We start from the raw sequence: 21,461 nt of genomic DNA, 5'->3' as shown, positions 1-21,461 counted from the left end.
GGGCTGCGATGCTCATCGTACTTTCGTACGACTGCGCTTCTCCCCCTGAACTTGAACCCGGTCAGCTTTAGCTGAGGCTACGCTTACTCAGAACTTCCTCTATTCAATCAGAGATTCCTTTAGATTGGTCTGAGCAGGATCGCCGCAGGGCTTTGCGGCGATCCTAACCAACAGATTAAAAGCCAATGCACATAATCAATGAGCGATGCCAATGAACAATCCAAGAGAAATCACCAGAGTGCTGTTTGAGAACTTCCAGCCGCAGGCGATACACGCGTTCTATGCAATTGGTTATGCGGCTATTGTCGTTTTTATTTACGGCACCTACGTGCAAATCAGAAAATATCGACGCGGCCAGCCGGATGGCTCCTGGGGCGGGTTACTGCATCGCTTTATCGATATGACCAAAACGATGGCTACACACAGGACATTGGTGCGGCGTGACAAGAAGGCCGGTTATGCACATGCCCTGATCTTTTTCAGCTTCGTGTTGTTGTTCATCGGCACGGCCGTCATCACGTTGCAATATGACATCCTCGAACCGCTGTTCGGCGTGCAATTCTGGTACGGCAATTTATATTTATGGTTCTCGCTGATACTTGACCTTGCAGGCCTGGGTCTGCTCGTTGGCCTCATCTACATGATGTACCGCCGCAAGTGGCTGAATCTGCCCAAGCTTGATTATGCAAGGGTAGATAGAAAACCTGGCGACGCAGACTATGACCGGAGCGCTTATCGCCGCGAAGACTGGGCTTTTCTGTGGTCATTCAATCTGATTGGCATTACTGGTTTTATCCTTGAAGCTGCCCGCCTGGCATGGCTTCACGATCGTCCAGAGGTGTGGGATTACCGCATGTGGTCGCCAGTTGGCGCGGTGCTGGCTCATATCATGCAGTTCGTGGGCTTTACTCCCGAGGGCGCAGGTGCTTTACGTTTTGGCTTGTGGTGGTTTCATGGGTTGTTGGCGCTGACCTTCATCGCGTTCATTCCTTATTCCAAGATCAAACATATCTTTACAGCTTCAGCCTCGCTAATGTTCAAGGATCCGCTGGCCGGCCGACGGTTGCCCAAGGTGCCCGATGAGCAGAAGAATGCCGGTTACAAGCTCATCACCGATTTGACGTGGAAGAACTTGCTGCACCTGGACGCTTGCACCAAGTGCGGACGCTGCCAGGAGGCATGTCCGGCAAACGCAGTGGGCGCGCCTTTGTCGCCCAGGGATGTGATTCTTTCACTGCGCGAGTTTGCCAACAAGGCGTTGAGCGCCAAAGAACTGCCAAAAGAAGCCGAGCTCGATATTCATGGCAAAGATATTGGCCAGGTGTTCATGGAAACGTTGTGGTCGTGCCGCACTTGCCTGGCGTGCGTGGAAATTTGCCCGGTAGCCGTGGAGCATGTGCCTATCATCGTGCAAATGCGGCGCAGTCTTGTCGAGGCGGGAGAAATGGATCCGCTGCTGGAAAAAACGCTGCACACCATCCACAAGACCGGCAACTCGTTCGGCGAGTCCAAGCGTAAAAGGGCTTCATGGGTGAAGGCGCTGCCGTTCGCCATCAAGGATGCGCGAAAAGAGGCGGTCGATATGCTGTGGTTTGTCGGCGACTATGCTTCATTCGATCCACGCAATCAAAAAGTAACGCAAGGATTTGCTCGGCTGATGCATAAAGCGGGTGTGGATTTCGGCCTGCTATTCGAAGGCGAGTTAAACGCAGGTAATGATGTACGGCGTGTGGGTGAAGAAGGTCTCTATGAGTTTCTGGCCACCGCGAATATCAAGTCATTGGGCGACTGCGACTTCAAATCCATTGTGACGACAGATCCGCACTCCTACAACACGATCCGTAATGAGTATCCGGATTTTGGCGGCACCTACGAGATTCAACACTACAGCACCGTAGTTAAACGCCTGATTGAAGAAGGCAGGTTGCCTTTAGCCAAAAAACTGAATTACAAGGTGACTTTTCATGACCCATGCCATTTGGGCCGTTTCAACAAAGGTTACGACGCTCCGCGCGACATTCTAAAAATGCTGGGTTGTGAACTGGTGGAGATGGGGCGCAATAAAGACAATTCCTTCTGCTGTGGCGCTGGCGGCGGCCGCATCTGGATCCCCGACCCGGTAGGCCTGGAAAAGCCCTCGACCAACCGCATGAAGGAAGCGGCAGTCATCGAAGGGCTCGAGGTGTTCGTCGTGTCCTGTCCCAAGGACCTCACCATGTTCGAAGATGCACTGAAAACCTCGGGCTATGAGGGAAAGTTCGTGGTGCGCGAGCTGATCGAACTGATCGATGCGTGCGTGGAATACGAGGAATTGGAAGCAGTCGCGGAGGAAGCCTGACTTGGCAGCCCCGGCACAGGCTGAAGCGCTCGTGGCATTTGTCCTGAAAACCAGGGATCCGTTCGCCGCAGCTGCCGTATATGCCGTGGCGACAGCGCAACAGCGTGGGCAACTGGAACAGGTGATCTCTGGCGAGCGCAAGAACGCTCTGATGTTTGCGCGTTGGGAACACACCCCGGGCGCGGTTCTGCAGGCTCTGGCCGGGACGCGGGACTGCGCCGTGAAGGTGCGGCTGGACCAGAATCCGGGCACCCCTGCACGGGCCTTGCTCAGCCTGTATAGCGGGGAAAAACAGGCGGCGCTGATAGGCTTGATCGCGCAGCATTCCCATGCGCCGGCCAGCGTACTGGAAGTGATTGCCGAGTTTGACACCGACCTGAAAAGCCTGGCGGCGGTGAGCGCTAATCCTGCTGCGAGCGGGCGAGCGATAAGGATGCTGGCGGCTCGCATGCCGGGACAGTTCGATAGCGATGTGGCGACCAATCCATCCACGCCGGCGGATGTGCTGGAACAGGTCTACCGGAGAAGCAATGCCTTTGTCCGCGCTGCGGTGATCGCGCACCCCGGCTGCCCGCAAAGCGTGATAGACCAGGCGCTCAACGAGCACGAAGTGGTCGTGCTCAGGCATCTGGCGCGCGACAGGCGGGTAGGCGCCAGGCGATTGACCGGGCTGTCCCGGCACGCGGATGCGGCGGTAAGGCGCGCCGTTGCCGCCAACCCAGCCGCGCCCGGCGCATCGATCAGACCGCTGGTCAAGGATCACGCTTCCTCTGTCCGGCGCGCCGTGGCGGCCAGGGACGATCTGACGTCGGCCAGTATGCAGTGCCTGGCGCAGGACCAGGACCATTGGGTGCGGCAATGGCTGGGGCGTAACCCGCTGCTGCCGAAAGTCCTGCTGCAACAGCTGGCGCAGGATAGCGAAACGGAGGTCAGGCGTGCGGTAGCGCGCAATCCGGGCTGTCCCCCGGCCTTGCTGAAAAAACTGGCCGGGGATGGGAATCCTTGGGTGCGTGCTGCCGTGGCTTACCAGGCGAACGCAACCAGGGCTTTGTTGAAGCGGCTTGCCGAGGACACGGGAGTCGATGTCCTGAGTGGGGTTGCATCCAATCCCCGCACTGCACAGTCAATTTTGCGACGGCTTGCACTGTCCCCGGAACCGGATGTGCGACGCGGGGTGATATTGAATCGCAGCGCGAAACGCAGCATCTTGCGGCCGTTGTTACAGGATCCGTATTACCTGCATCGATTGCTGCTGATTGGTAATCCGGTATTCAATGAAAAGGACAGGTGGGGGCTGCACGATGATCCCGATCAGTCGGTGAGATTTACGGTTTTCAAATGGTTTTCCGACCGGTTTGCACAGGAAGCCAACAGCAAGATGCAGTTTTCAATGGAATAACTTAGGAGAAAGACCATGAAGATATTGGTGACTGTGAAGCAGGTTGCGGCGCTGGATGAGGATTTCGAGTTCCGCGCGGACGAAAAGGATGTGGATGATGATTTCCTGACTTATGACCTGAACGAGTGGGATGACTATTCGGTCGAGGAGGCGATGAAAATCAAGGAGTCCAGCGACGTCGATGTCGAAGTGGTGGTGGTGTCGGTAGGCCCGGAGCGGGTCGATGAAAGCCTGCGCAAGTGCCTGGCCAAAGGCGCAGACCGCGCCATCAGGGTTTGGGACGATGCCATGGAAGGTTCTGATTCTGTCGCTATCGGCCGCATCCTTGCCGCCGTTATCAAAAAGGAAGCCCCGGACATGGTGTTTGCCGGCGTGCAATCATCGGACCACTCATATGGTTCCACCGGGATTTCTACCGCAGCCTATCTTGACTGGCCGCATGCCGCAGTGGTATCCGACCTGAAATATTCGCCAGGTAGCGCCACGGCCATCATTCGCCGCGAGCTGGAAGGCGGCACTTCGCATGAGGTCGAAATCGCCTGTCCTGCCGTGCTGACGATACAACTGGGGATCAACAAACCTCGCTACGCTTCATTGCGCGGTATCAAACAGGCCGCTGCCAAGCCAATTGAAGTGGTCGCACTAGCGAACATCGGCCTGACTGCCGAGGAAGTCGGGGCCGCCAGTGCGCTGTCCCGTGTGCGCCGCATGTATGTTCCGGAAAAAGGGCGTGCCGCGATGATTGAAGGCACTCCGGCACAGCAGGCGGCCAGGTTGATCGAAATTATCCGCGCATTCAAAGGAGAGTAATCATGAAAACGATTTTGGTAGTTGCGGAACATCGCCGTAGCGAATTGTCCCCGGTATCGCTTGAATTGATCGCCGCGGCCCAGCTGCTGAGGCAGTCCGCTGACGACAAGGTGGTGGTGGCATTGATCGGAAGTCAGATCGATGGCTACGTCAAGGGCGTTTCAGTCAAGGGCGTCGATGAAGTGGTGATGGCGAAGGTGCCAGCCGTCGAGTTTGACCCCGACTTTTATGCAGCAGCTGTCACCGCTCTGATCGACACCAGAAAGCCATCGGTGGTGCTGCTTGCACATTCGGTCGACGCATTGGGCTATGCCGCCACCCTGGCGGCAAAGGGCCTGTTCGGTTTTGCTACCGACGTGTTCAACATCGACTACGAGGGCGCCGAACTGGTGGCCACCCGTGGCGGGTATAACCAGAAAGTGAACGTGGAAATTGACTTTCCCGGCAAGGAGTGCGTGGTACTGGCGTTGCGTGCGAGCATATTCAAGCCCGTGGAAGAAACGGGATCTCCGGCGCTTAGCAGCTTCGATGTGGCTGCCACGCATTCTCGCAGCAAGAATCTGGCGTTCGTTGAACAGGGTGGAGGTAATGACATCGATATTACGACGGCCGAGTTCATCATGTCGATCGGGCGTGGCATCGCGGAAGAAAATAACGTGGAACAGTTCCGGGAACTGACAGAAATGGCTGGCGCCACGCTGTGTTGTTCCAGGCCGATCGCGGATGCCGGCTGGTTGCCGAAATCTCGGCAGGTCGGTCAATCCGGCAAGGTGGTAGGGTCCTGCAAACTGTATGTGGCGATGGGCATTTCCGGCTCCATCCAGCATATGGCCGGCATGAAGCACGTGCCCACGATAGTCGGCGTGAACACCGATCCCAATGCATCGATCTTCACCATCGCAAAATATGGCATCGTGGGCGATATTTTCGAAATCGGGGAAGAATTGCGCAACCAGTTAGCCTAGCTACATCGGATTTTCTTCTGCAACGATCGTTTGAGCGTTCTGAACCAGGTGCATGGGTTCGATGCCAGTCGGCGTATTTTTGACCGAAAGAAAGGATTTGAAATGGTTGCGAAAATTATCGACGGCAAGGCGCTTGCGCGTCTTGTCCGGGAGGAGTGCAAGCTACGTGCGGCGCAGTTGATAGCTGGCGGATGCCGTCCTGGGCTGGCCGTGCTGGTGGTCGGTAGCGATCCTGCTTCGCGCGTCTACGTCAACAACAAGGTGCGCGCCTGCACTGAAGTGGGTGTGAAGTCCACGCTGCTGGCGTTCCCGGCCGAGGTGGCGGAACAGGAGGTGCTGAAAAAGATCATGGCCCTCAACAATGATCCTTCCGTACACGGCATCCTGGTCCAGCTACCGCTGCCACCGCATATTTCAGTGCGCAAGGTACTGGAAACCATCTCTCACGAGAAGGACGTGGACGGCTTCCATCTATACAACGTCGGCAGTCTGGTGATAGGCAATTCCATCTTTCCTCCGTGCACGCCCTACGGCGTGCAAAAATTGCTGGAGGCCGAAGGCATTGATGTGCGTGGACAGAATGTCGTTGTGGTTGGCGCCAGCAATATTGTCGGCAAGCCTATGGCACTGATGCTCATGCAGCAAGAAGCCACCGTCTCGATTTGCCACGCCCGCACGCGTGACCTGGCACAGTTCACCATCTTGGCGGACATTCTCGTGGTAGCGGCAGGCAAGCCCGGATTGATCGTGCCGCAGATGGTCAAAGCTGGTGCGGTAGTGATCGACGTTGGCATCAACCGGATGCCCGATGGCAGTATTGTCGGCGACGTGGATTTCGAGGGAGTGATGCAGAAAGCCTCGTACATTACGCCGGTGCCCGGTGGCGTCGGGCCGATGACAGTGACCATGTTGATCGTGAACACGCTGGAGTCGGCGGAGCGTGTGCTGGCAGCGCGTCGGAGCAGGAGCGGGGCTCCTCGGATTCGACCTGCCGAAAGCGCCATTGATACCCTTAATACCTTGGTAGTAAGTCGTAAGGAGAATTGTTAGCCACCCATGCTGCATTGAGAATAAGAGCGCAAGCAACTCATTCAAATTGAACGGAGAAAAAAATGACGCGCGATCTAAAGCTCGACACGCAACAAATCCAGATTGGCCCAAAGACATCCCGCCGTTACACTTTATCTCTATCGTGTCCCGACCGTATTGGGATTGTCGCCGCGGTTAGCGCCTTCATTGCCGGCGCGGGTGGTTGGATCATCGAGGCGAATAACCATACCGACGAGGCCTCCAACCATTTTTTTATGCGTCAGGAAATCATCGCCGATTCAATCTGCTGCGGGATTGACGCATTTCGCGCCGGTTTTGCACCGATCGCACGCGATTTTTCAATGGATTGGCGGATTGCCGATTCTTCTAAAAAGAGACGGGTCGTGATCCTTGTTTCCAAGCAGGAGCACTGTCTTTACGATTTACTGAGCCGCTGGCAATCGAAGGAACTGGACATTGAGATCCCTTGCGTGATTTCGAATCACGAAACGTTCAGAGGGTTGGTCGAATGGCATGGCATTCCTTTTCACCATGTACCTGTGAATGCTGGCAACAAGGCGGAGGCCTATGCAGAGATTGGGCGCTTGTATGATGCTGCGCAAGGCGAGGTCATGGTGTTGGCACGCTACATGCAAGTGCTGACTCCCGAGTTGTGCGCCCGTTATCACGGGCAGATCATCAATATTCATCACTCATTTTTGCCGAGTTTTATTGGCGCAAAACCCTATCACCAGGCGTTCGAACACGGCGTCAAGCTGATCGGAGCTACCTGTCATTACGTCACTGAGGAACTTGATCAGGGGCAAATCATCGAGCAGGACGTGATTCGTATCGACCACTCGGATCAAGTGAACGACCTGGTCCGCTATGGGAAGGATATTGAAAAGGCCGTACTCGCACGCGGCTTGCGCTGCCACCTGGAAGATCGGGTGCTGGTGCACGGCAAAAAGACCGTCGTATTCAAATAGCGGAATGGCTATGCATCTAATTCCCTGGACCATCGAAATTACCGATATCAATACGCAGCTGCGTGTCGGAATCTGGGACCATGAACGTGAGTTCCAACCGATACGCATTAACCTTTCGTTGCGCGCGATAGCACCCATATTTCCGGACACGATCGAGGATTGCCTGAACTACCAGCCGATTTGTCGGTGGATAACTGATGAATGGCCCAAACAACCTCACACACCGTTGCTGGAGACAAAATTGCGTGAATTAATGTCTTTTGTTTTCGATTTCGATTCGCGGGTTGAATGGCTCGATCTTGCCATTTCAAAACCGACCGCAATCCTGGCCGCATATGGAGTGGGAATCAGGATGGCACTTTCACGCGCTGAATATGAAATGGCCTTTAGGCCGATATTGCCAGTTTCCCGCAATAAAAATGACCGGAATATGTCGACTCTACCGGACGCGGAAGAGCGCAGCCTCCGGTACAGGTTGGCCGAGGAGGACCGTTGGGCAATCAAGCAGATCGCTGATGTCCGCAGTCTGCTCTAGTTCAGATTGAAGCAGCACTTTGGCGAAATGTATCAGGGGAGATGTCATGGTTTGGACGGTACTCGTTGTTGCCGGGCTGTTTGAGGTAGGCTGGGCTATCGGGCTGAAATACACTGAGGGTTTTGCCAGGTTCTGGCCGTCGTTGGGTACCCTCTTGTCGATGGTAGTCAGCGTCGCCCTGTTGGGATTTTCCATGCGAAGCTTGCCAGTCGGGACTGCCTATGCCATTTGGACAGGTATTGGGGCAACCGGCACTGTCGTGCTGGGCATCGTCCTGTTCAACGAACCGGCCACCGTTGCCAGGTTGTTGTGCGTAGGCTTGATTGTATGCGGCATTGTCGGTCTGAAACTCACGCATCAATAGGTATGCGATTCCTCCGACTTTTCAGCTATAGCCTGTGAAAGAAATAGACAATCAGCACGCCTGCAACCAACGCCAGATAGGGAAGTATGCCTGCATTGCTGGATGTGCCGCTCTCGTTCGTGCCGAGTTGTATATCGTCCAGCATCGCCTTTGGAAAGACGCCCTTGTCCTGGAAAAAATGTCGGTACATGAACACGGGAATGATCAAGGTGGCGAACAACAGGCCGGTTTTCAAAGTACCTGCACCCCAAATATCGGCACCCAACCCCATCAATGCCAGATTCACATAACCGAGCAGGGCACCCATTATCAGCAGTATGGTCGGCGCCTTGTAGGGACGGTCCCAATGCGGACGGTCGATGCGATGGATCCAGCCCGAATTCAGATTAAGGAAATTGAAAATGATGTAGCCCACGTTTGACGCGGCCAGGATGAAGACGTAATCAGACATCAGAAGCAGAACCAGGTTAAAGCAAAGGTCCGTCCACATCGCGTTGGTAGGTGCACCGTTCTCGTTGACGTGCGACAGATACTTCGGCAGCCAGCCGTCTACCGATGCCTGGTAAATTGTGCGTGACGATCCCGCCATCGAGGTCATGATCGCCAGCAGCAGTGCAAGCACCAGCATGATAACGAGTAGTCTGGCGATGAACGCTCCGCCGCCGACCATGCCAGACAAGGCTGCAGCAACGCCCATCCCGCTATAGATGTCAGGTGCCAGCATCCCGTCATAGACGGCGGCTGATGTGGAAACGCCCGCCGCATCGACGACCGCTGGAGTGACCAGTTGTCCCAGGCCAAGGTGGCCCTGGAAAGCAATCGGCACCAAACTGAAAACCGCAATGCACAGCAGGCCGGAATAGAATATCGCCTTGAATGTATCAGTCTTGGGGTTCTTGAATTCGCGCGTGTAGCAAACTGCGGTTTCAAAACCATAGGTCGACCAGCCGGCGATAAATAGCCCGCCGGCCATCAGTTTCCAACCCTCGACTCCTCCCCACACGCCATCGATGACTTTCCCGGCAACATCATGCGCCAGCGGTGCAAACGGGAAAAAATTGGCGTGAGGAAGGTCACCGGTAAGGATGGGTACCAGACCGATCAACATCAGCGGAATCAGCGCCGTTATCCCCAGAATCATGGTTGCCTTGGCCGAACGCATGATGCCGCCATGCTGAATCGCAAATACCGTCAGCAATACTACCGACCCAAGGATGAAGGTCGCGTTGATGCGCAATACCAGCCCAGTCTTGATCGCTCCCAGGTCCAGCAAGGTAATCTGCCAGATATTGATCGCGGCATCGGGCGGAAACAGGGCGCTCAACATATACCCGGCAGCCAGACCGGATCCGATCGCAAGTACCGGCGACCAGGCGAACCAGTTACACCAAACGGAAATAGGGGCGATGAACTTGCTATATTTTACCCATGCAATGGCACCGTAAACCGCAGCTCCTCCCGCCTTGTGCGGAAACAATCCAGCGATTTCGGCGTAGGTAAACGCCTGGATAAAGCCAAAACTGATCGAAAGCATCCAGACCAGCCATGATGGTTTCCCGACAGTAGCGGCAATCGCGCCAATTGAAAACAGAACCAGTGCAGGCACCCCGCTTGCAACCCAAAATGCCCCCTTCCAATCAATTTGGCGAAGCAAGGTAGCGTTTTGCTCGACGACATTGTCGGACAGATCCGCACCAATAGCGCCTTTTCCTACCGAAATATCCTTCAATTTGAGTCCCCTTAATAACGAGACGAACTTAATGCCGGTAGTTGCAGTTTTTGCCAAAAGCAAAAAATCTGCAAGACCGGCACTTCTGTTTGCTCGATATATTTCTACGATTAGAAGAATGGCATTAGAACCTTGCGGCAGGGCGCCCGCTGACTACGCATCGAGTTCCATTTTCCATAGCTTCGGCACCGACAAACAATTCCCTATATGGATTACTCCTAAAGAGGTGTTGAATGCCTGCCGGATTTTGATAATCATATAGCCAGTCTCTCGCCAGGCGAGCGAATTATGCGAACGAAATATCCCGAAACTCTTCTTACTAACGCATTTAATCAAAGGAGTGCGATCAATGGCAAATTCATGGAGACGTTCAGTGCTGTCCGAGCGGCATATTGCGCTCGGTTCCAAACTGGAGGATTGGAACGGAATAGGGGCCGCTTGGACATATAGCAAAAGTCTGGCGGACGATCATGAAGCGATCCGGACCAAAGCCGGCCTGATGGACGTCTCCGGACTAAAGAAGGTGCATGTCGTCGGGCCGCATGCCGAGAGCGTGATCGATTTCGCGACCACGCGCGACATATCGAAGCTTTACTCCGGTAAGTCAGTCTATGCGTCCATGCTCAATGAAAAAGGGCACTTCATTGATGACTGCGTAGTTTTCAGAAATGGTCCAAACGCGTTCATGGTCGTGCACGGCGCAGGCCGAGGAAGCGAAGCCTTGAGCAGTGCCGCAGCGGGACGCAACGTGTCGGTGTTGTTCGACGACGATCTGCACGACCTGTCTTTGCAAGGTCCGTCTGCAGTCGAGTTCTTGTCTGAGCATGTTCCAGGGATTCGGCAATTAAACTATTTCCACCACATGCATACAAGCTTATTCGGTCGCCCCGTGACGATCTCCCGCACTGGATATACGGGAGAGCGCGGCTACGAGATATTCTGCAAGGCGGCGGACGCACCACATGTCTGGGATACGATCCTGGAAAAAGGTAGCGCGCTGGGAATCGTTCCCTGCGCGTTCACTTCGCTCGATTGGGTGCGGGTCGAGAGTTCCTTGATCTTCTATCCCTACGATAATTCCGAGATGTATCCATTCAAGGACGAACCGGCGGGGGACACGCTCTGGGAGTTGGGGCTCGATTTCACGGTATCGCCTGGAAAACGCGATTTCCGTGGTGCAAATGAGCATTATCGTTTGCAAGGCAAGGAACGCGTCAAAATCTTCGGTTTGCTGGTCAATAGTGATACGGCAACCGAGGCTGGCGACACGGTCTGGGCGGACGGAAAACAGGTCGGGGTGATTACCTGCGGGATGTATTCGCGCCTGACCAGGAAATCCATGGCGATTGTCCGATTCGACGTATCGTATGCCGTTCACGGTCAGAAGGTCGAAGTGCGTGGAAAGGCCGGAGCATTGCAAGCTATCAGTCACACATTACCGTTCGACGATCCGGAAAAAATCAAGCGGATGGCGAAAGGCTAATCTCTTCCGGAAAATTTTTCCAAGCAGCTATCGGGTTAATCCGTAGAGGAGCCTCAAATATGATCTATAAATTGAGCGAGTCAGTCGTCGTCTGTTACGCCGTCGCCGCCGTCGCCTGCGGCTACCAACTCACTGCATCGGCACAAACCACCGACAGCATCGCTGCAGCCACGCCCGTCGCAGTACCTGCGGCAGCGGCGCCGCCGGCATCGCCATGGAGCGCCAACCTCACACTGACCTCGCAATATGTATCGCGCGGCTTCCGCCAGACCTGGGGCAAGCCGGCGATTCAAGGCGGTGTTGATTACGCCCATCCCAGCGGCTGGTCGGCCGGTACCTGGATGTCAAGCGTCAGTGATCACTTCATTGAAAACGGCACGGTGGAATGGGATTTATATGGCGGCTATTCCGGCACCGCCGGCGATATAGCGTATAGCGGCCTGATTTATTACTACGTCTATCCCGGCGCAGAAATGTCTTTCGCCAAAACCAAATACAACTACGGTGAAGCGGTCGCCTCCGCCACCTACAAATGGCTCAACGTCAAATACTGGCTAACCTACACGCCAACTTATTTTGGCTACAACAGCAACACGCTCGGCGTCGGCAACAACAAAAACAGCCAAGGCTCCGGCTATCTCGACATCAACGGCAACTTCGACCTGAGCAATGGCTACAACCTGCTGCTGCATTACGGTGCCGAACGCGTCCAGAACTTCTCCACCTACAACTTCCAGGACACCAGGGTTGCAGTTTCGAAAGTCCTGGACGGCGGCTGGACGCTGACCGGCGCCTATACCAAAGGCTGGGCCAAAAATGGCATCTATGCGCACTACACCACCGGCGCGCTGAATTCAGCCGGGGTGCCGGACGTGTCGAATCCATTGGCGAGTACGTTTTTGGTATCTGTCACCAAAACGTTCTGATTCAATCACTCTACAAACAAAAAACCCGCGTTCTCTAGAGGAGAAACACGGGTCATTGGACTTGCTTGGACTTCTTAAAACATGTTCCTGGTGCCGAGAGCCGGAATCGAACCGGCACGCCTTGCGGCGCGGGATTTTGAGTCCCGTGCGTCTACCTATTCCGCCATCTCGGCAACGCGTCCGCTATTATGACTTATTTGACTGGCCTGATCAATAGCTTGCGCCACTCAAATATCAATTTTATTGGATAAATCAAGCATGGGCATGTTCATCGGTCGTTGCAGCCGTTGATATTGGGCGCGGCGCTGCACCAGGTGCAAATAAAACAGCAGGCTGAAGGCAACCAGTGCAATGCTGACGCTGTTGCCCATCCAAAAACCTCTGGCGCCATGCAGTGCAGGCGGACTGATGCCAAAGGGATCCAGGCCCAGAATATAGCCCGTCACCAAACCGACTCCCCACAGCGATATCGCATAAATAATCGTCGGAATGATTGCCACCTTATACGCGCGCAAGACGAAAGCGGTGCTGCACTGTATCGCGTCGAATAATTGATAAAAGCCGATGAACAGAAACAGCGGCATGGCAGCGGCTACGATTGCATCGTTTGGGGTGTAGGCGCGAATGATGGTGTCGCGCGCCAACCAGATGACCAAGCCTAGCGTCGCTGAGCAGAGCGCTGCCAGCCGGATGCCGGAATAGCCAACGCGGCGCGCCTGATCAAGGTCCTCGGCGCCGATCGCTTGCGCCACCAGGATGCCGGTGGCAATCGCGATGGACAACGGCAGCATGTACAGGACGGTGGCGAAATTGGCGGTGATCTGATGTCCGGAGACGGCGGTTTCGCCCAGCCGTGCAATAAAAAGCGCCATGACGGTGAAGGCCGTGACTTCGATGAAATAACTTAAGCCGGTGGGGATGCCCAATTTCAGCAACGCTCGTTGCGCCTGCCAGTGCGGCTTGACGAAACCGCTGCGGAATAAGGCGAATTGTTTGTAAAAGGAATTGTGGCGCAGGATCAGCCAGCCTATCAATAGCATCAGCCAGGAAATGAGGGTGGTGGCGACGGCACAGCCGGGGCCGCCAAGTGCCGGGATGCCGAAGCCGCCGAAAATGAACAGGGCATTCAGAGGGAATTTCAGCAGCAGGCCGATGATCCGGATTGCCATCACCATCTTGGGTCGCGAGACTGCGGTGTTTAACGCCGAGTACACGTTAAAGCCGAGTGTCGCTGGTAGCGCTAACGCAAGAATTCGCAAATATAAGGCGGCTTTGGCGCTGAGCACCGGCGACGCGTGGGCGAGCGCCAGAAACGGCTGCGGAAACAGCAGCACGATGCAACCGAGCAGCGCTAAAAACAGTGCCAGCCAGCTGCCTTGTTTAAACTGATAGCCGATTTCCGTCATCCGTTGAGCGCCATACAGTTGGCCGATGATCGGTGACAACGCCTGCAAAACGCCGCTGAGGCCGACGAACACGCTGATATAGATGGCGCCGCCCAGCGCCAGTGCGGCCAGATCTGTAGCCGAATAGCGCGAGGTCATGGCGGTGTCGATGACACCGTTCAGCACCAATGCCAGTTGCCCAATCAGGATGGGCCACGCAAGCTTGACGATATGCGCCGTACTGGACTGGGCGACGGGTGGTTTATGAATGAATGGCGGTGTAATGTTCAGCTCGGGTTTTAGTTGCCAACGCGTTGATATAAACGGAAACGCTCGTCGCGATCGGCAGGGCGGCGGCCGCTCCATAGCAGTTTCCAGCGGCCATTAAACTGGCGCCAGATGGCCGCGTCATCGGATTTAGTGTTGTTACTGTCCTGGTACAGCAGGAAATCGCAGCGCTCCTGGCTGAATTCGGAAAAAGGTATGTCGCCGAAATACGCGAAAGAGGCGCGTTGCGCGGGCCCGACATTGGTGTCGACGCATTGCTTGACGGTCGGTAAATGCTCATCGATTTGCAGCGCCACGCCGGCGTAACTCTTACCGTAATTAATCCATGGCAGCCACAGCGTCATGAGCAGCAGCCAGCACAACACTACGCCGCCGGTTGACAACACCACTGCGCGCCACAGGACCGCCGGCCGGCGCGACAAGCGCCAGTTCACTAGTACGATCCAGAAAATTGAGCCGAGGATGGCAATGATCACCGCGGTCAAATTAAAGCCGGGTTTGAAGCCGGGTGCCAGCTTATAGGCATTCCTGGCAATTTGCGCGGGCCAGCCGGTTTCCTTGGCGATCCAGCCGATCCAGATGAACGCTGCACAGGTGGTCAGCGTCATCACCGAGAACCAGTCGACCGCGTTGATCGCACCACGTTTCATGGTCGGCAGACCAAATGCCGCCAGAATGACCAGGGCCGGTAATAGCGGCAACAAAATGCCTTCTTCCGGTCGCGGCATGAGCAGGATCATGATGGTAAGACTGACGAAGAATGCCAATGGCAGGGCGATGTGGAGTGCCTTGCGTTGTTGTCGCCATGCATATACGGCCCAGCCGGCGAACGGCCATGCCGGCCACGCAAACCAGATGCCGTATTTGAAGTAATACGCGAATGCCGCCCAGGAAGGCCAACCGAATTGCCGCAGATTTTGACTTTCCCAGAAGGCGAAATTATTCCCGTTCGGCTGCACGGAATAACTTGCCAGAAACCATGCGCCGCTGATGATGATGGCGACCGGTAAAGTCACCAGCAACAGATGCGTCGCGATGATTTTTTCGCGCAACATGGCTAAGCTGATCAAGCCGATGAAGACGGTCAGGGGCACTGCCCAGCCGCGTGTCAGGGTCAGCAGACCCAGCGCCATGCCGAGTAGCGCGGCGCTGCGGATTGTGGAGGATGGGTTATGCGGTGTGCTTGGCGCAGCGCTGGATGCGTCGAACAAACGCACAGCGAGATAGATCGCGTACGCGACCAGTGACATCTGCAAGCTTTTTGCGGTGGTTTCGTGGCTGTGCAACAGCAGGCCCAGGCAGCCCAGGTAAATCAGGAAGGCGCCATCGGCCAATGTCCGGCCAAAATCTTTGGGCTCGGGTTGGCCGCCAAACGCCAGTCGCAGCGGTTGCGCCTCGTTGCGGCGGCCGAGTAAAAAAGTGGCGTACCAAACCGAAAGCGAGCCGACCAGAAAGAAAATGATGGTCGATAGTCGTGCCGCCAGCGGGTCGCCCAGCAGCCAGCCGAACAGCTTGATGCAGATTGCGCCGATCCAGAAAGTGAGCGGGCTTTCGCCGGGCATCGGCAAACCGGCGATTTGGGGCGCCAGCCAGGTGCCGAGGCCGCCGTGCGCCATGCTCCACATGATGCCGAAACTGGAGGCATCGTCATTTTTCCAGGGGTCGCGACCGAACAGGCCGGGCAATATATAGAGCAAACCAAGCGCCCACAAACCCCAGCGTGGCAGTGCGCTGGTGGCGGAAGCGGGAAGGCGGACTGGCTTCATCACGATGTGGTTTTATTAGAAGGTTTAGTTGGAGGGTATTGTGCCGCAAAAAACGCATCGGGCACACGCATCGGGCACATATATAGACCCGTAAAGCGGGCCGATAGCGCGTTCACTACTTGATTCCATAGTGTTCGCATAGTGCTGCATCGCGGCACATCAATCTGGAAAATAAAAAAGGCAGCCATAGCTGCCTTTTTGAAACAACCGCCGGGCTGGTTTGAATCAGCCTGCAGCAATTGCTGTTTTCGAACCAACACTACCAAATTTCTTACGGAATTTATCAACGCGACCAGCTGTGTCAACGATTTTATGTTGACCAGTGTAGAACGGGTGCGATTCCGAAGAAACTTCAATCTTTACCAGTGGGTACTCTTTACCTTCGTGAGTCGCTGTTTCACGGGTTTGGATAGTCGAACGTGTGACGAATTTGAAATCGCAAGACATGTCTTGGAACAAAACTTCACGGTAATTTGGGTGAATGCCGTCTTTCATAATTGCCTCAATAAATTTCGGTAGCCAATCGCCACTTCGTCGGTCGCCTTGCTTCTTGACCCGATTGTCGATCACTTGCCAAGGTGGAAAACACGCGATTATACAGTAAAACTGTAATGGAATCAGTGGTTTGAACCAGTCGCCCCGGCGGGGGCGGCTGACCGGCAACAATCGTGCCGGTCAGCGCCGGGCCTGTAGCATCAGGCCGGGGCTTTCAGCGTCGTCGTTTGCTGATCGCCGCTTTTTCGATACAACACCAGTGTGGCAATCAAGCCACACACTGCGGCAAAGCTCATCCACAGGCCCGGCGCAGCTTTGTTTCCGGTCATTTGGATTAAGCCGGTGGCGATCGCCGGCGTAAAGCCGCCAAAAATCGCGGTTGCCAGACTGTAAGCCAAAGAAAAGCCAACAGTACGGACCTCGACCGGCATGACTTCGGTCAGGGCAACCACCATCGCACCGTTATAGCTGGCATATAAAAATGACAACCATAACTCAACCATCAGCATACGCTCGAAGCTTGGCGCCGCTACCAACCAGGATAAGGTTGGATAGGCGGTCAGGATGGTCAGCGTAGTGAACACCAGCAACAGCGGGCGGCGACCAATGCGGTCCGACAAGGCGCCCATCACTGGCAACCAGATAAAGTTCGAGATACCGACGCAGAAGGTCACAACCAACGCATCGGTGGTACTCAGTTTCAATACGGCCTTGCCGAACGTCGGGGTGTATACGGTGATCAAATAGAAACAGACTGTGGTCATCGACACCAGCATCATGCCTGCGGCCACCAGGCCCCAGTTTTCAACCATCGAGCGCAAAATCTGACGCATATCCGGTTTGTGCTTACGCGCCAGAAACTCTTCTGTTTCCTGTAACGAACGGCGAATCATGAACAGCACCGGCACGATCATGCAGCCGATAAAGAACGGGATGCGCCAGCCCCAGTCAGCGATTTGCGCCGGCTCCAGCCATACCTGGAGCGCATAACCCAATGCTGCCGCGACGATGATCGCGACTTGCTGGCTTGCCGATTGCCAGCTGACATAAAATCCCTTGCGGCCCGGTGTCGCCATTTCAGATAGATACACGGAGACGCCGCCCAGCTCGACGCCCGCCGAAAAACCCTGCAGCAGGCGGCCAATCAATACCAGAAACGGTGCCAGGTAGCCAATGGTGGCGAAGCCAGGGACAAAGGCGATCAGCATGGTACCGAGCGCCATTAATGCCAATGTCACGATCAGGCCTTTGCGGCGACCGATGCGGTCGACATAAGCACCTAGAATGATCGCGCCCAATGGGCGCATCAGAAAGCCTGCGCCAAAGGTCATGAAAGTCAGCATCAGCGAAGCAAATTCATTGCTCGCCGGAAAGAATGTCTTGGCGATGTGGGTTGCGTAAAACCCGAACAGGAAGAAATCAAACATCTCCATGAAATTACCGCTCGTAACGCGCAGGACGGTGCCGATTTTCGATGGGCTGGGCTGGGTGATAGTCATGGATTTGTCTCGAGCAGAAATTGAGGTTTGCAAGAATAGCACTTATCCGGAGAGCTTGTTCCGGCGCTGGGATTCATGCCTTATTCCCGTCTCCAGCCGGTATGGACTTTGTCCGGTTGACAGGTAGTGGAGTGGATTCGCGGACAAATTGCAGGCAGCCGACGCGGGGAAATGTCTCGTAATTTTGTACGCCTTGACAGCTTGTGTCCATAGCCAATTGGACATTGTCGGGCACCGGCTCAGACGGCGGTTTGAAATTGGCAACTTCGATAGAGAAAGGGTGCTCGAATATTCGAACACCCTTTTCGTGTCGATCAACTGGCGGCATTTACCCGCCGATTGACATGCGGCTACCAGTTCACCCGCATACCGGCGGCGGCCTGGATGCCGGTGCGTCTCTGCCTGGTATTAACATTGAACATGCCATCGAGATTCGCAAATAAGTACGCATTCTTATCGGTCTTGGCTGTCACGCCAACCCCAACCTGAGTCCAATTACCACCGGTCCTGGTCGCGATGGAATCAGCGCCGGCGTAGTCCACGGTATTCCCGGCGCCTGCCAGGGTTGACCACAGATTCACACGCAAATACGGTTGCATGAATTTGTCGCCAGTTTTGCTGGTGTGCTGCAATCGAAAGCCGACACGGCCCAACACACTGTTACCGGCGCCCAGGCCAATGGTCGAATATCGATCGGCGCTATTGCTCAAGGCTACACGTTGATACAGCACCTGCGCCTGGGGTTCGAGACTGAAAGCGTGACTGAGCTGGAACGGATAGCCGCCCTCCAGCGAAGCCATCGCACCGGTGCCGTGGATGCCGATGGAGGCGCGATCGGTTAACGCCTTGCCGCGATACGATGTGCCTTGCACTATCGCGTCGGTGTACCAACCGGTATGCCCAAAATGGGACCAGTACCCGCCGCCGCTGACGGCATCCAGTTGAATATTGCCGGTGCGTCGACGTTCATAGCCGGTTGCTGCCGCATTCGTCAGCATGCCGGTGACGTCGGCGTTGGCATTGGCTATCGCCAGATATACGCCGGCCTGATCGCGCTGGCCATCGGCTTGTTGATGGCGGTATATATCCGCGCCAATCTGGAACCCGGCGATTTTTGCAGACGCCGATGGCGCAACGATACTGGCATATTGATCCTTATAAGTTTGAAGCAACATCCTGCCCCATGCGCCGTTGATTGCCTTGCCATCGGTGGCAGCGCCGGCACGCAGGTTTTCTGTTTCACCAGCACGTTCATGCAGGGTGCTCAAGGTGGCCTGCCCAAGGCGAGCGGCCGTTGGCAGTACGCTGCCATAGGTGGACAACTCCGGACCATAGATGTTGGCGCGCCCGCCCGCATCGATATCGCCGCTGGCGTCCGCATCATCGAATGTGCTGCGCAGATACCAGTTCTCCGCTTCGCCGGCGGCCAGGCCACTACGAAACAGACGATAGTCATAAGCGCCTGCACGCACTGCCTGAGGCAGTTTGAACGCGTCGGCATCAGTAGCGCCGCCGTTGACCGCTTCGACCAATAAAATGCCATTCCGGGTCTGCGCACCGGCACCGCCGACGTTGCGAATGATGAGGCCGGTGGCGCCAGAGGCGCGGCCACCGTCAATCACCAGCCGGTCGGATGCCGAGTCGTCGCCGCCCAGATGGGTATTCATGACCAGAGTGCCGTTGACACCCGCCAACCGATTGACTTTCAATGTACTGAAACCAGCAGCACCATGCGCGAAGCGGACCTTGCCGTGATGCAGACGCAGATCGCTGACATCGGAATTGCCGGCCATCGCCCAGTGGCTGTCGTCGAGTGTCAGAACGTCCAGGCCGGAAATCGCGCCATCCAGGCGCGATTTCCGGTCGAGCGTCAATTGGGCATTCAGCGCATCCACGTGTATGTCGCCAGAAAGCTGCGAACGGCTGGCATTGATCGCTACGTTCTCACTGGCGATCGTCGAGCCGTCGCCGAGTTGTCGTTGCTCTACGATGAGCAGCCTTGGTCCGCTGATGACGCTATTGCTGACATCAAGTTGCAGACTGCCTCCTTGCACACTCAGTGCGCTGCCTTGATCAGAGATCAGGGCGGTATCTGTGAACGCAGCATGATTGGTCACGCCGGCAGACGCCAGCGATTGCAATCCTTGGCTATTCATCCCGTGTGCTGCGACCTCGGAGTGACGCAGCGCGATCGCTCCACCGTTGGCGACCTGCATCCCTTGAGCATTACTCCCGCCGACTTCGATCCGGGTATTCTCGGCGCTGATGGTCGCGCCCGAGTTGGAGACAAGTCCGACACCGCCATTACTGCCCTGAATGCGCACGTTCTGAAGACTTATTTGTGAATTCCTTACTGCAACGGCGCCAACGCTGTCGCCACTGAAATGGATGCCCAGATTTTCGGCGCTGATTCTGGCGCCATCGCTGGTGTACAGGCCGTATGCATGTTCCCCTCCCGTAGTGATGCCGCCGCCAGTCAGACTGATGGCGGCACTGGACTGGGCAACCGCGCCGACCGCGCGATCCCCTCTGGTTTCAATCTCCGCGTCATGCGCACTCAAAGTGCTTTTTTCACCGGTTGCGTAGATACCGTGCGCGTATTCGCCTTTAGTCGAAATCGAGGTATTTTTTAGCGCAGCGGATGCGTGTCGATCTGCGAACATCCCGATGGCACCGGGGCCCGTAGTGGCAATACGGCTATCGCTGATATTTGCATGCGCAATTTCTGTAGCGCCGGGACCGCCCATCAGGAAGATGCCATAAGCCCATGGGGCGGAAATATAGCTATTTTTTAGTTCCAAGGTGCTGGGGCCGCGCAGATCCACACCGTTGGAAAAATTATCACCGGTTTGAATTGTCAGCGTATCCGCCTGCACATTCGCGCCCCAATGGATATTCAGGCCATTAGAGGACTGACCATACGTAGTAATAGTACTGGCGCTAATCCGGCCGGTAACCCCAGCACCGCTCAGCTCTATGCCAGGGTTGTTGTATTTCCCCGCAGTGCGTATCTGACTGTCGTTGATCTGAATGCTGGCATTCGCGGCGCGTACTTGCATGCCACCGCTACCAATGCCATCGCTGACAATGGTGCTCCTGCTGATGTGGGCTGTAGACCCAATGCCTCGCAGTTCGATGCCGGAACTGTACATTTCTCCCTTAGCGTGTATCCGACTGTCGCTAATCCGAACATTGATATTCGGACCGCGTACTTCCACGCCACTGCTCCCCTGGCCATTGCTGGAAATGCTGCTTCTACGGATTTGCAAAGTATCACCATCCCCATCCACCAACACCCCGGGCTTATTCTTCCCTTCCACCTCGATCGTGACATCTTCAAGAATCACCTCCTGGTCCGGCGGTCCCGCCGGTGCAGCGGAAGCGCTTTCATAGGTGGCACAGATCAACGCAATACTTATCATCAAAGCGCTGGGTTTCGTTGGCATCTGCTTCATAGACCT

General features: G+C 55.6%; 16 protein-coding genes and 1 tRNA gene. 10 read left to right on the top strand and 7 right to left on the bottom strand.

Annotated elements, in window-relative coordinates:
* Positions 1 to 211: 211 nt before the first annotated feature.
* The 8 genes from AC3CHX_RS23375 (at position 212) to sugE (ending at position 8,429) form a co-directional block, all read left to right on the top strand.
* Entirely contained in the window at positions 212 to 2,338 is a 2,127-nt protein-coding gene (locus tag AC3CHX_RS23375) for a (Fe-S)-binding protein (protein ID WP_488630366.1), read from the top strand.
* Position 2,339: 1 nt separating this feature from the next.
* Positions 2,340 to 3,737 (top strand): HEAT repeat domain-containing protein, encoded by a 1,398-nt coding sequence (locus tag AC3CHX_RS23370; RefSeq protein WP_488630365.1) that lies wholly within the window; start codon positions 2,340 to 2,342, stop codon positions 3,735 to 3,737.
* Positions 3,738 to 3,752: 15 nt separating this feature from the next.
* Positions 3,753 to 4,547, top strand: a complete 795-nt coding sequence (locus tag AC3CHX_RS23365) for an electron transfer flavoprotein subunit beta/FixA family protein (RefSeq protein ID WP_488630364.1) — start codon at positions 3,753 to 3,755, stop codon at positions 4,545 to 4,547.
* Positions 4,548 to 4,549: 2 nt separating this feature from the next.
* Complete coding sequence (locus AC3CHX_RS23360; protein WP_488630363.1) at positions 4,550 to 5,512, top strand: electron transfer flavoprotein subunit alpha/FixB family protein; 963 nt, start codon at positions 4,550 to 4,552, stop codon at positions 5,510 to 5,512.
* A 102-nt stretch (positions 5,513 to 5,614) separates the two neighbouring features.
* A complete protein-coding gene (gene folD, locus AC3CHX_RS23355; RefSeq protein WP_488630362.1) occupies positions 5,615 to 6,562 on the top strand; it encodes a bifunctional methylenetetrahydrofolate dehydrogenase/methenyltetrahydrofolate cyclohydrolase FolD in 948 nt (315 codons plus the stop codon).
* 62 nt (positions 6,563 to 6,624) lie between these two features.
* On the top strand, positions 6,625 to 7,530 hold the full coding sequence (purU, locus tag AC3CHX_RS23350; protein WP_488630361.1) for a formyltetrahydrofolate deformylase: 906 nt from the start codon (positions 6,625 to 6,627) through the stop codon (positions 7,528 to 7,530).
* Between the two features lie 10 nt (positions 7,531 to 7,540).
* Positions 7,541 to 8,065 carry a dihydroneopterin aldolase gene (locus tag AC3CHX_RS23345; RefSeq protein WP_488630360.1) on the top strand — a complete coding sequence of 175 codons (525 nt, stop codon included), beginning with the start codon at positions 7,541 to 7,543 and terminating at the stop codon, positions 8,063 to 8,065.
* Between the two features lie 46 nt (positions 8,066 to 8,111).
* Positions 8,112 to 8,429: a quaternary ammonium compound efflux SMR transporter SugE gene (gene sugE / locus AC3CHX_RS23340; RefSeq protein WP_488630359.1), complete on the top strand. Its 318-nt coding sequence runs from the start codon at positions 8,112 to 8,114 to the stop codon at positions 8,427 to 8,429.
* Positions 8,430 to 8,454: 25 nt separating this feature from the next.
* Here sugE and AC3CHX_RS23335 read toward each other — a convergent pair whose 3' ends face one another.
* Entirely contained in the window at positions 8,455 to 10,128 is a 1,674-nt protein-coding gene (locus AC3CHX_RS23335) for an APC family permease (RefSeq protein WP_488644908.1), read from the bottom strand.
* A gap of 379 nt (positions 10,129 to 10,507) precedes the next feature.
* Between AC3CHX_RS23335 and AC3CHX_RS23330 the strand changes: the two genes are divergently transcribed.
* Together AC3CHX_RS23330 and AC3CHX_RS23325 are read left to right on the top strand one after the other, a co-directional pair.
* Positions 10,508 to 11,641, top strand: a complete 1,134-nt coding sequence (locus tag AC3CHX_RS23330; RefSeq protein WP_488630358.1) for an aminomethyl transferase family protein — start codon at positions 10,508 to 10,510, stop codon at positions 11,639 to 11,641.
* Between the two features lie 59 nt (positions 11,642 to 11,700).
* Complete coding sequence (locus tag AC3CHX_RS23325) at positions 11,701 to 12,567, top strand: TorF family putative porin (protein ID WP_488630357.1); 867 nt, start codon at positions 11,701 to 11,703, stop codon at positions 12,565 to 12,567.
* An 88-nt stretch (positions 12,568 to 12,655) separates the two neighbouring features.
* On the opposite strand, the gene AC3CHX_RS23320 is transcribed toward AC3CHX_RS23325, so the two are convergent.
* The 6 genes from AC3CHX_RS23320 to AC3CHX_RS23295 form a co-directional block, all read right to left on the bottom strand.
* A tRNA-Leu gene (locus tag AC3CHX_RS23320) sits at positions 12,656 to 12,740 on the bottom strand.
* Between the two features lie 54 nt (positions 12,741 to 12,794).
* Positions 12,795 to 14,222 (bottom strand): MATE family efflux transporter, encoded by a 1,428-nt coding sequence (locus tag AC3CHX_RS23315; RefSeq protein WP_488644907.1) that lies wholly within the window; start codon positions 14,220 to 14,222, stop codon positions 12,795 to 12,797.
* Positions 14,223 to 14,251: 29 nt separating this feature from the next.
* Positions 14,252 to 16,006 (bottom strand): ArnT family glycosyltransferase, encoded by a 1,755-nt coding sequence (locus tag AC3CHX_RS23310; RefSeq protein WP_488630356.1) that lies wholly within the window; start codon positions 16,004 to 16,006, stop codon positions 14,252 to 14,254.
* Between the two features lie 225 nt (positions 16,007 to 16,231).
* Positions 16,232 to 16,501: a type B 50S ribosomal protein L31 gene (locus AC3CHX_RS23305; RefSeq protein WP_488630355.1), complete on the bottom strand. Its 270-nt coding sequence runs from the start codon at positions 16,499 to 16,501 to the stop codon at positions 16,232 to 16,234.
* Between the two features lie 200 nt (positions 16,502 to 16,701).
* The gene (gene tcuC, locus AC3CHX_RS23300) at positions 16,702 to 18,000 is read right to left on the bottom strand and encodes a tricarballylate/proton symporter TcuC (protein ID WP_488630354.1); all 1,299 of its coding nucleotides are present in this window, start codon (positions 17,998 to 18,000) and stop codon (positions 16,702 to 16,704) included.
* Positions 18,001 to 18,350: 350 nt separating this feature from the next.
* Positions 18,351 to 21,455, bottom strand: coding sequence for an autotransporter family protein (locus AC3CHX_RS23295; RefSeq protein ID WP_488630353.1), 3,105 nt, complete (start codon positions 21,453 to 21,455; stop codon positions 18,351 to 18,353).
* Positions 21,456 to 21,461 lie beyond the last annotated feature (6 nt).

It is taken from the genome of Glaciimonas sp. OK215, from assembly GCF_057787885.1.
This window is presented reverse-complemented; position numbering and strand designations above follow the sequence as displayed.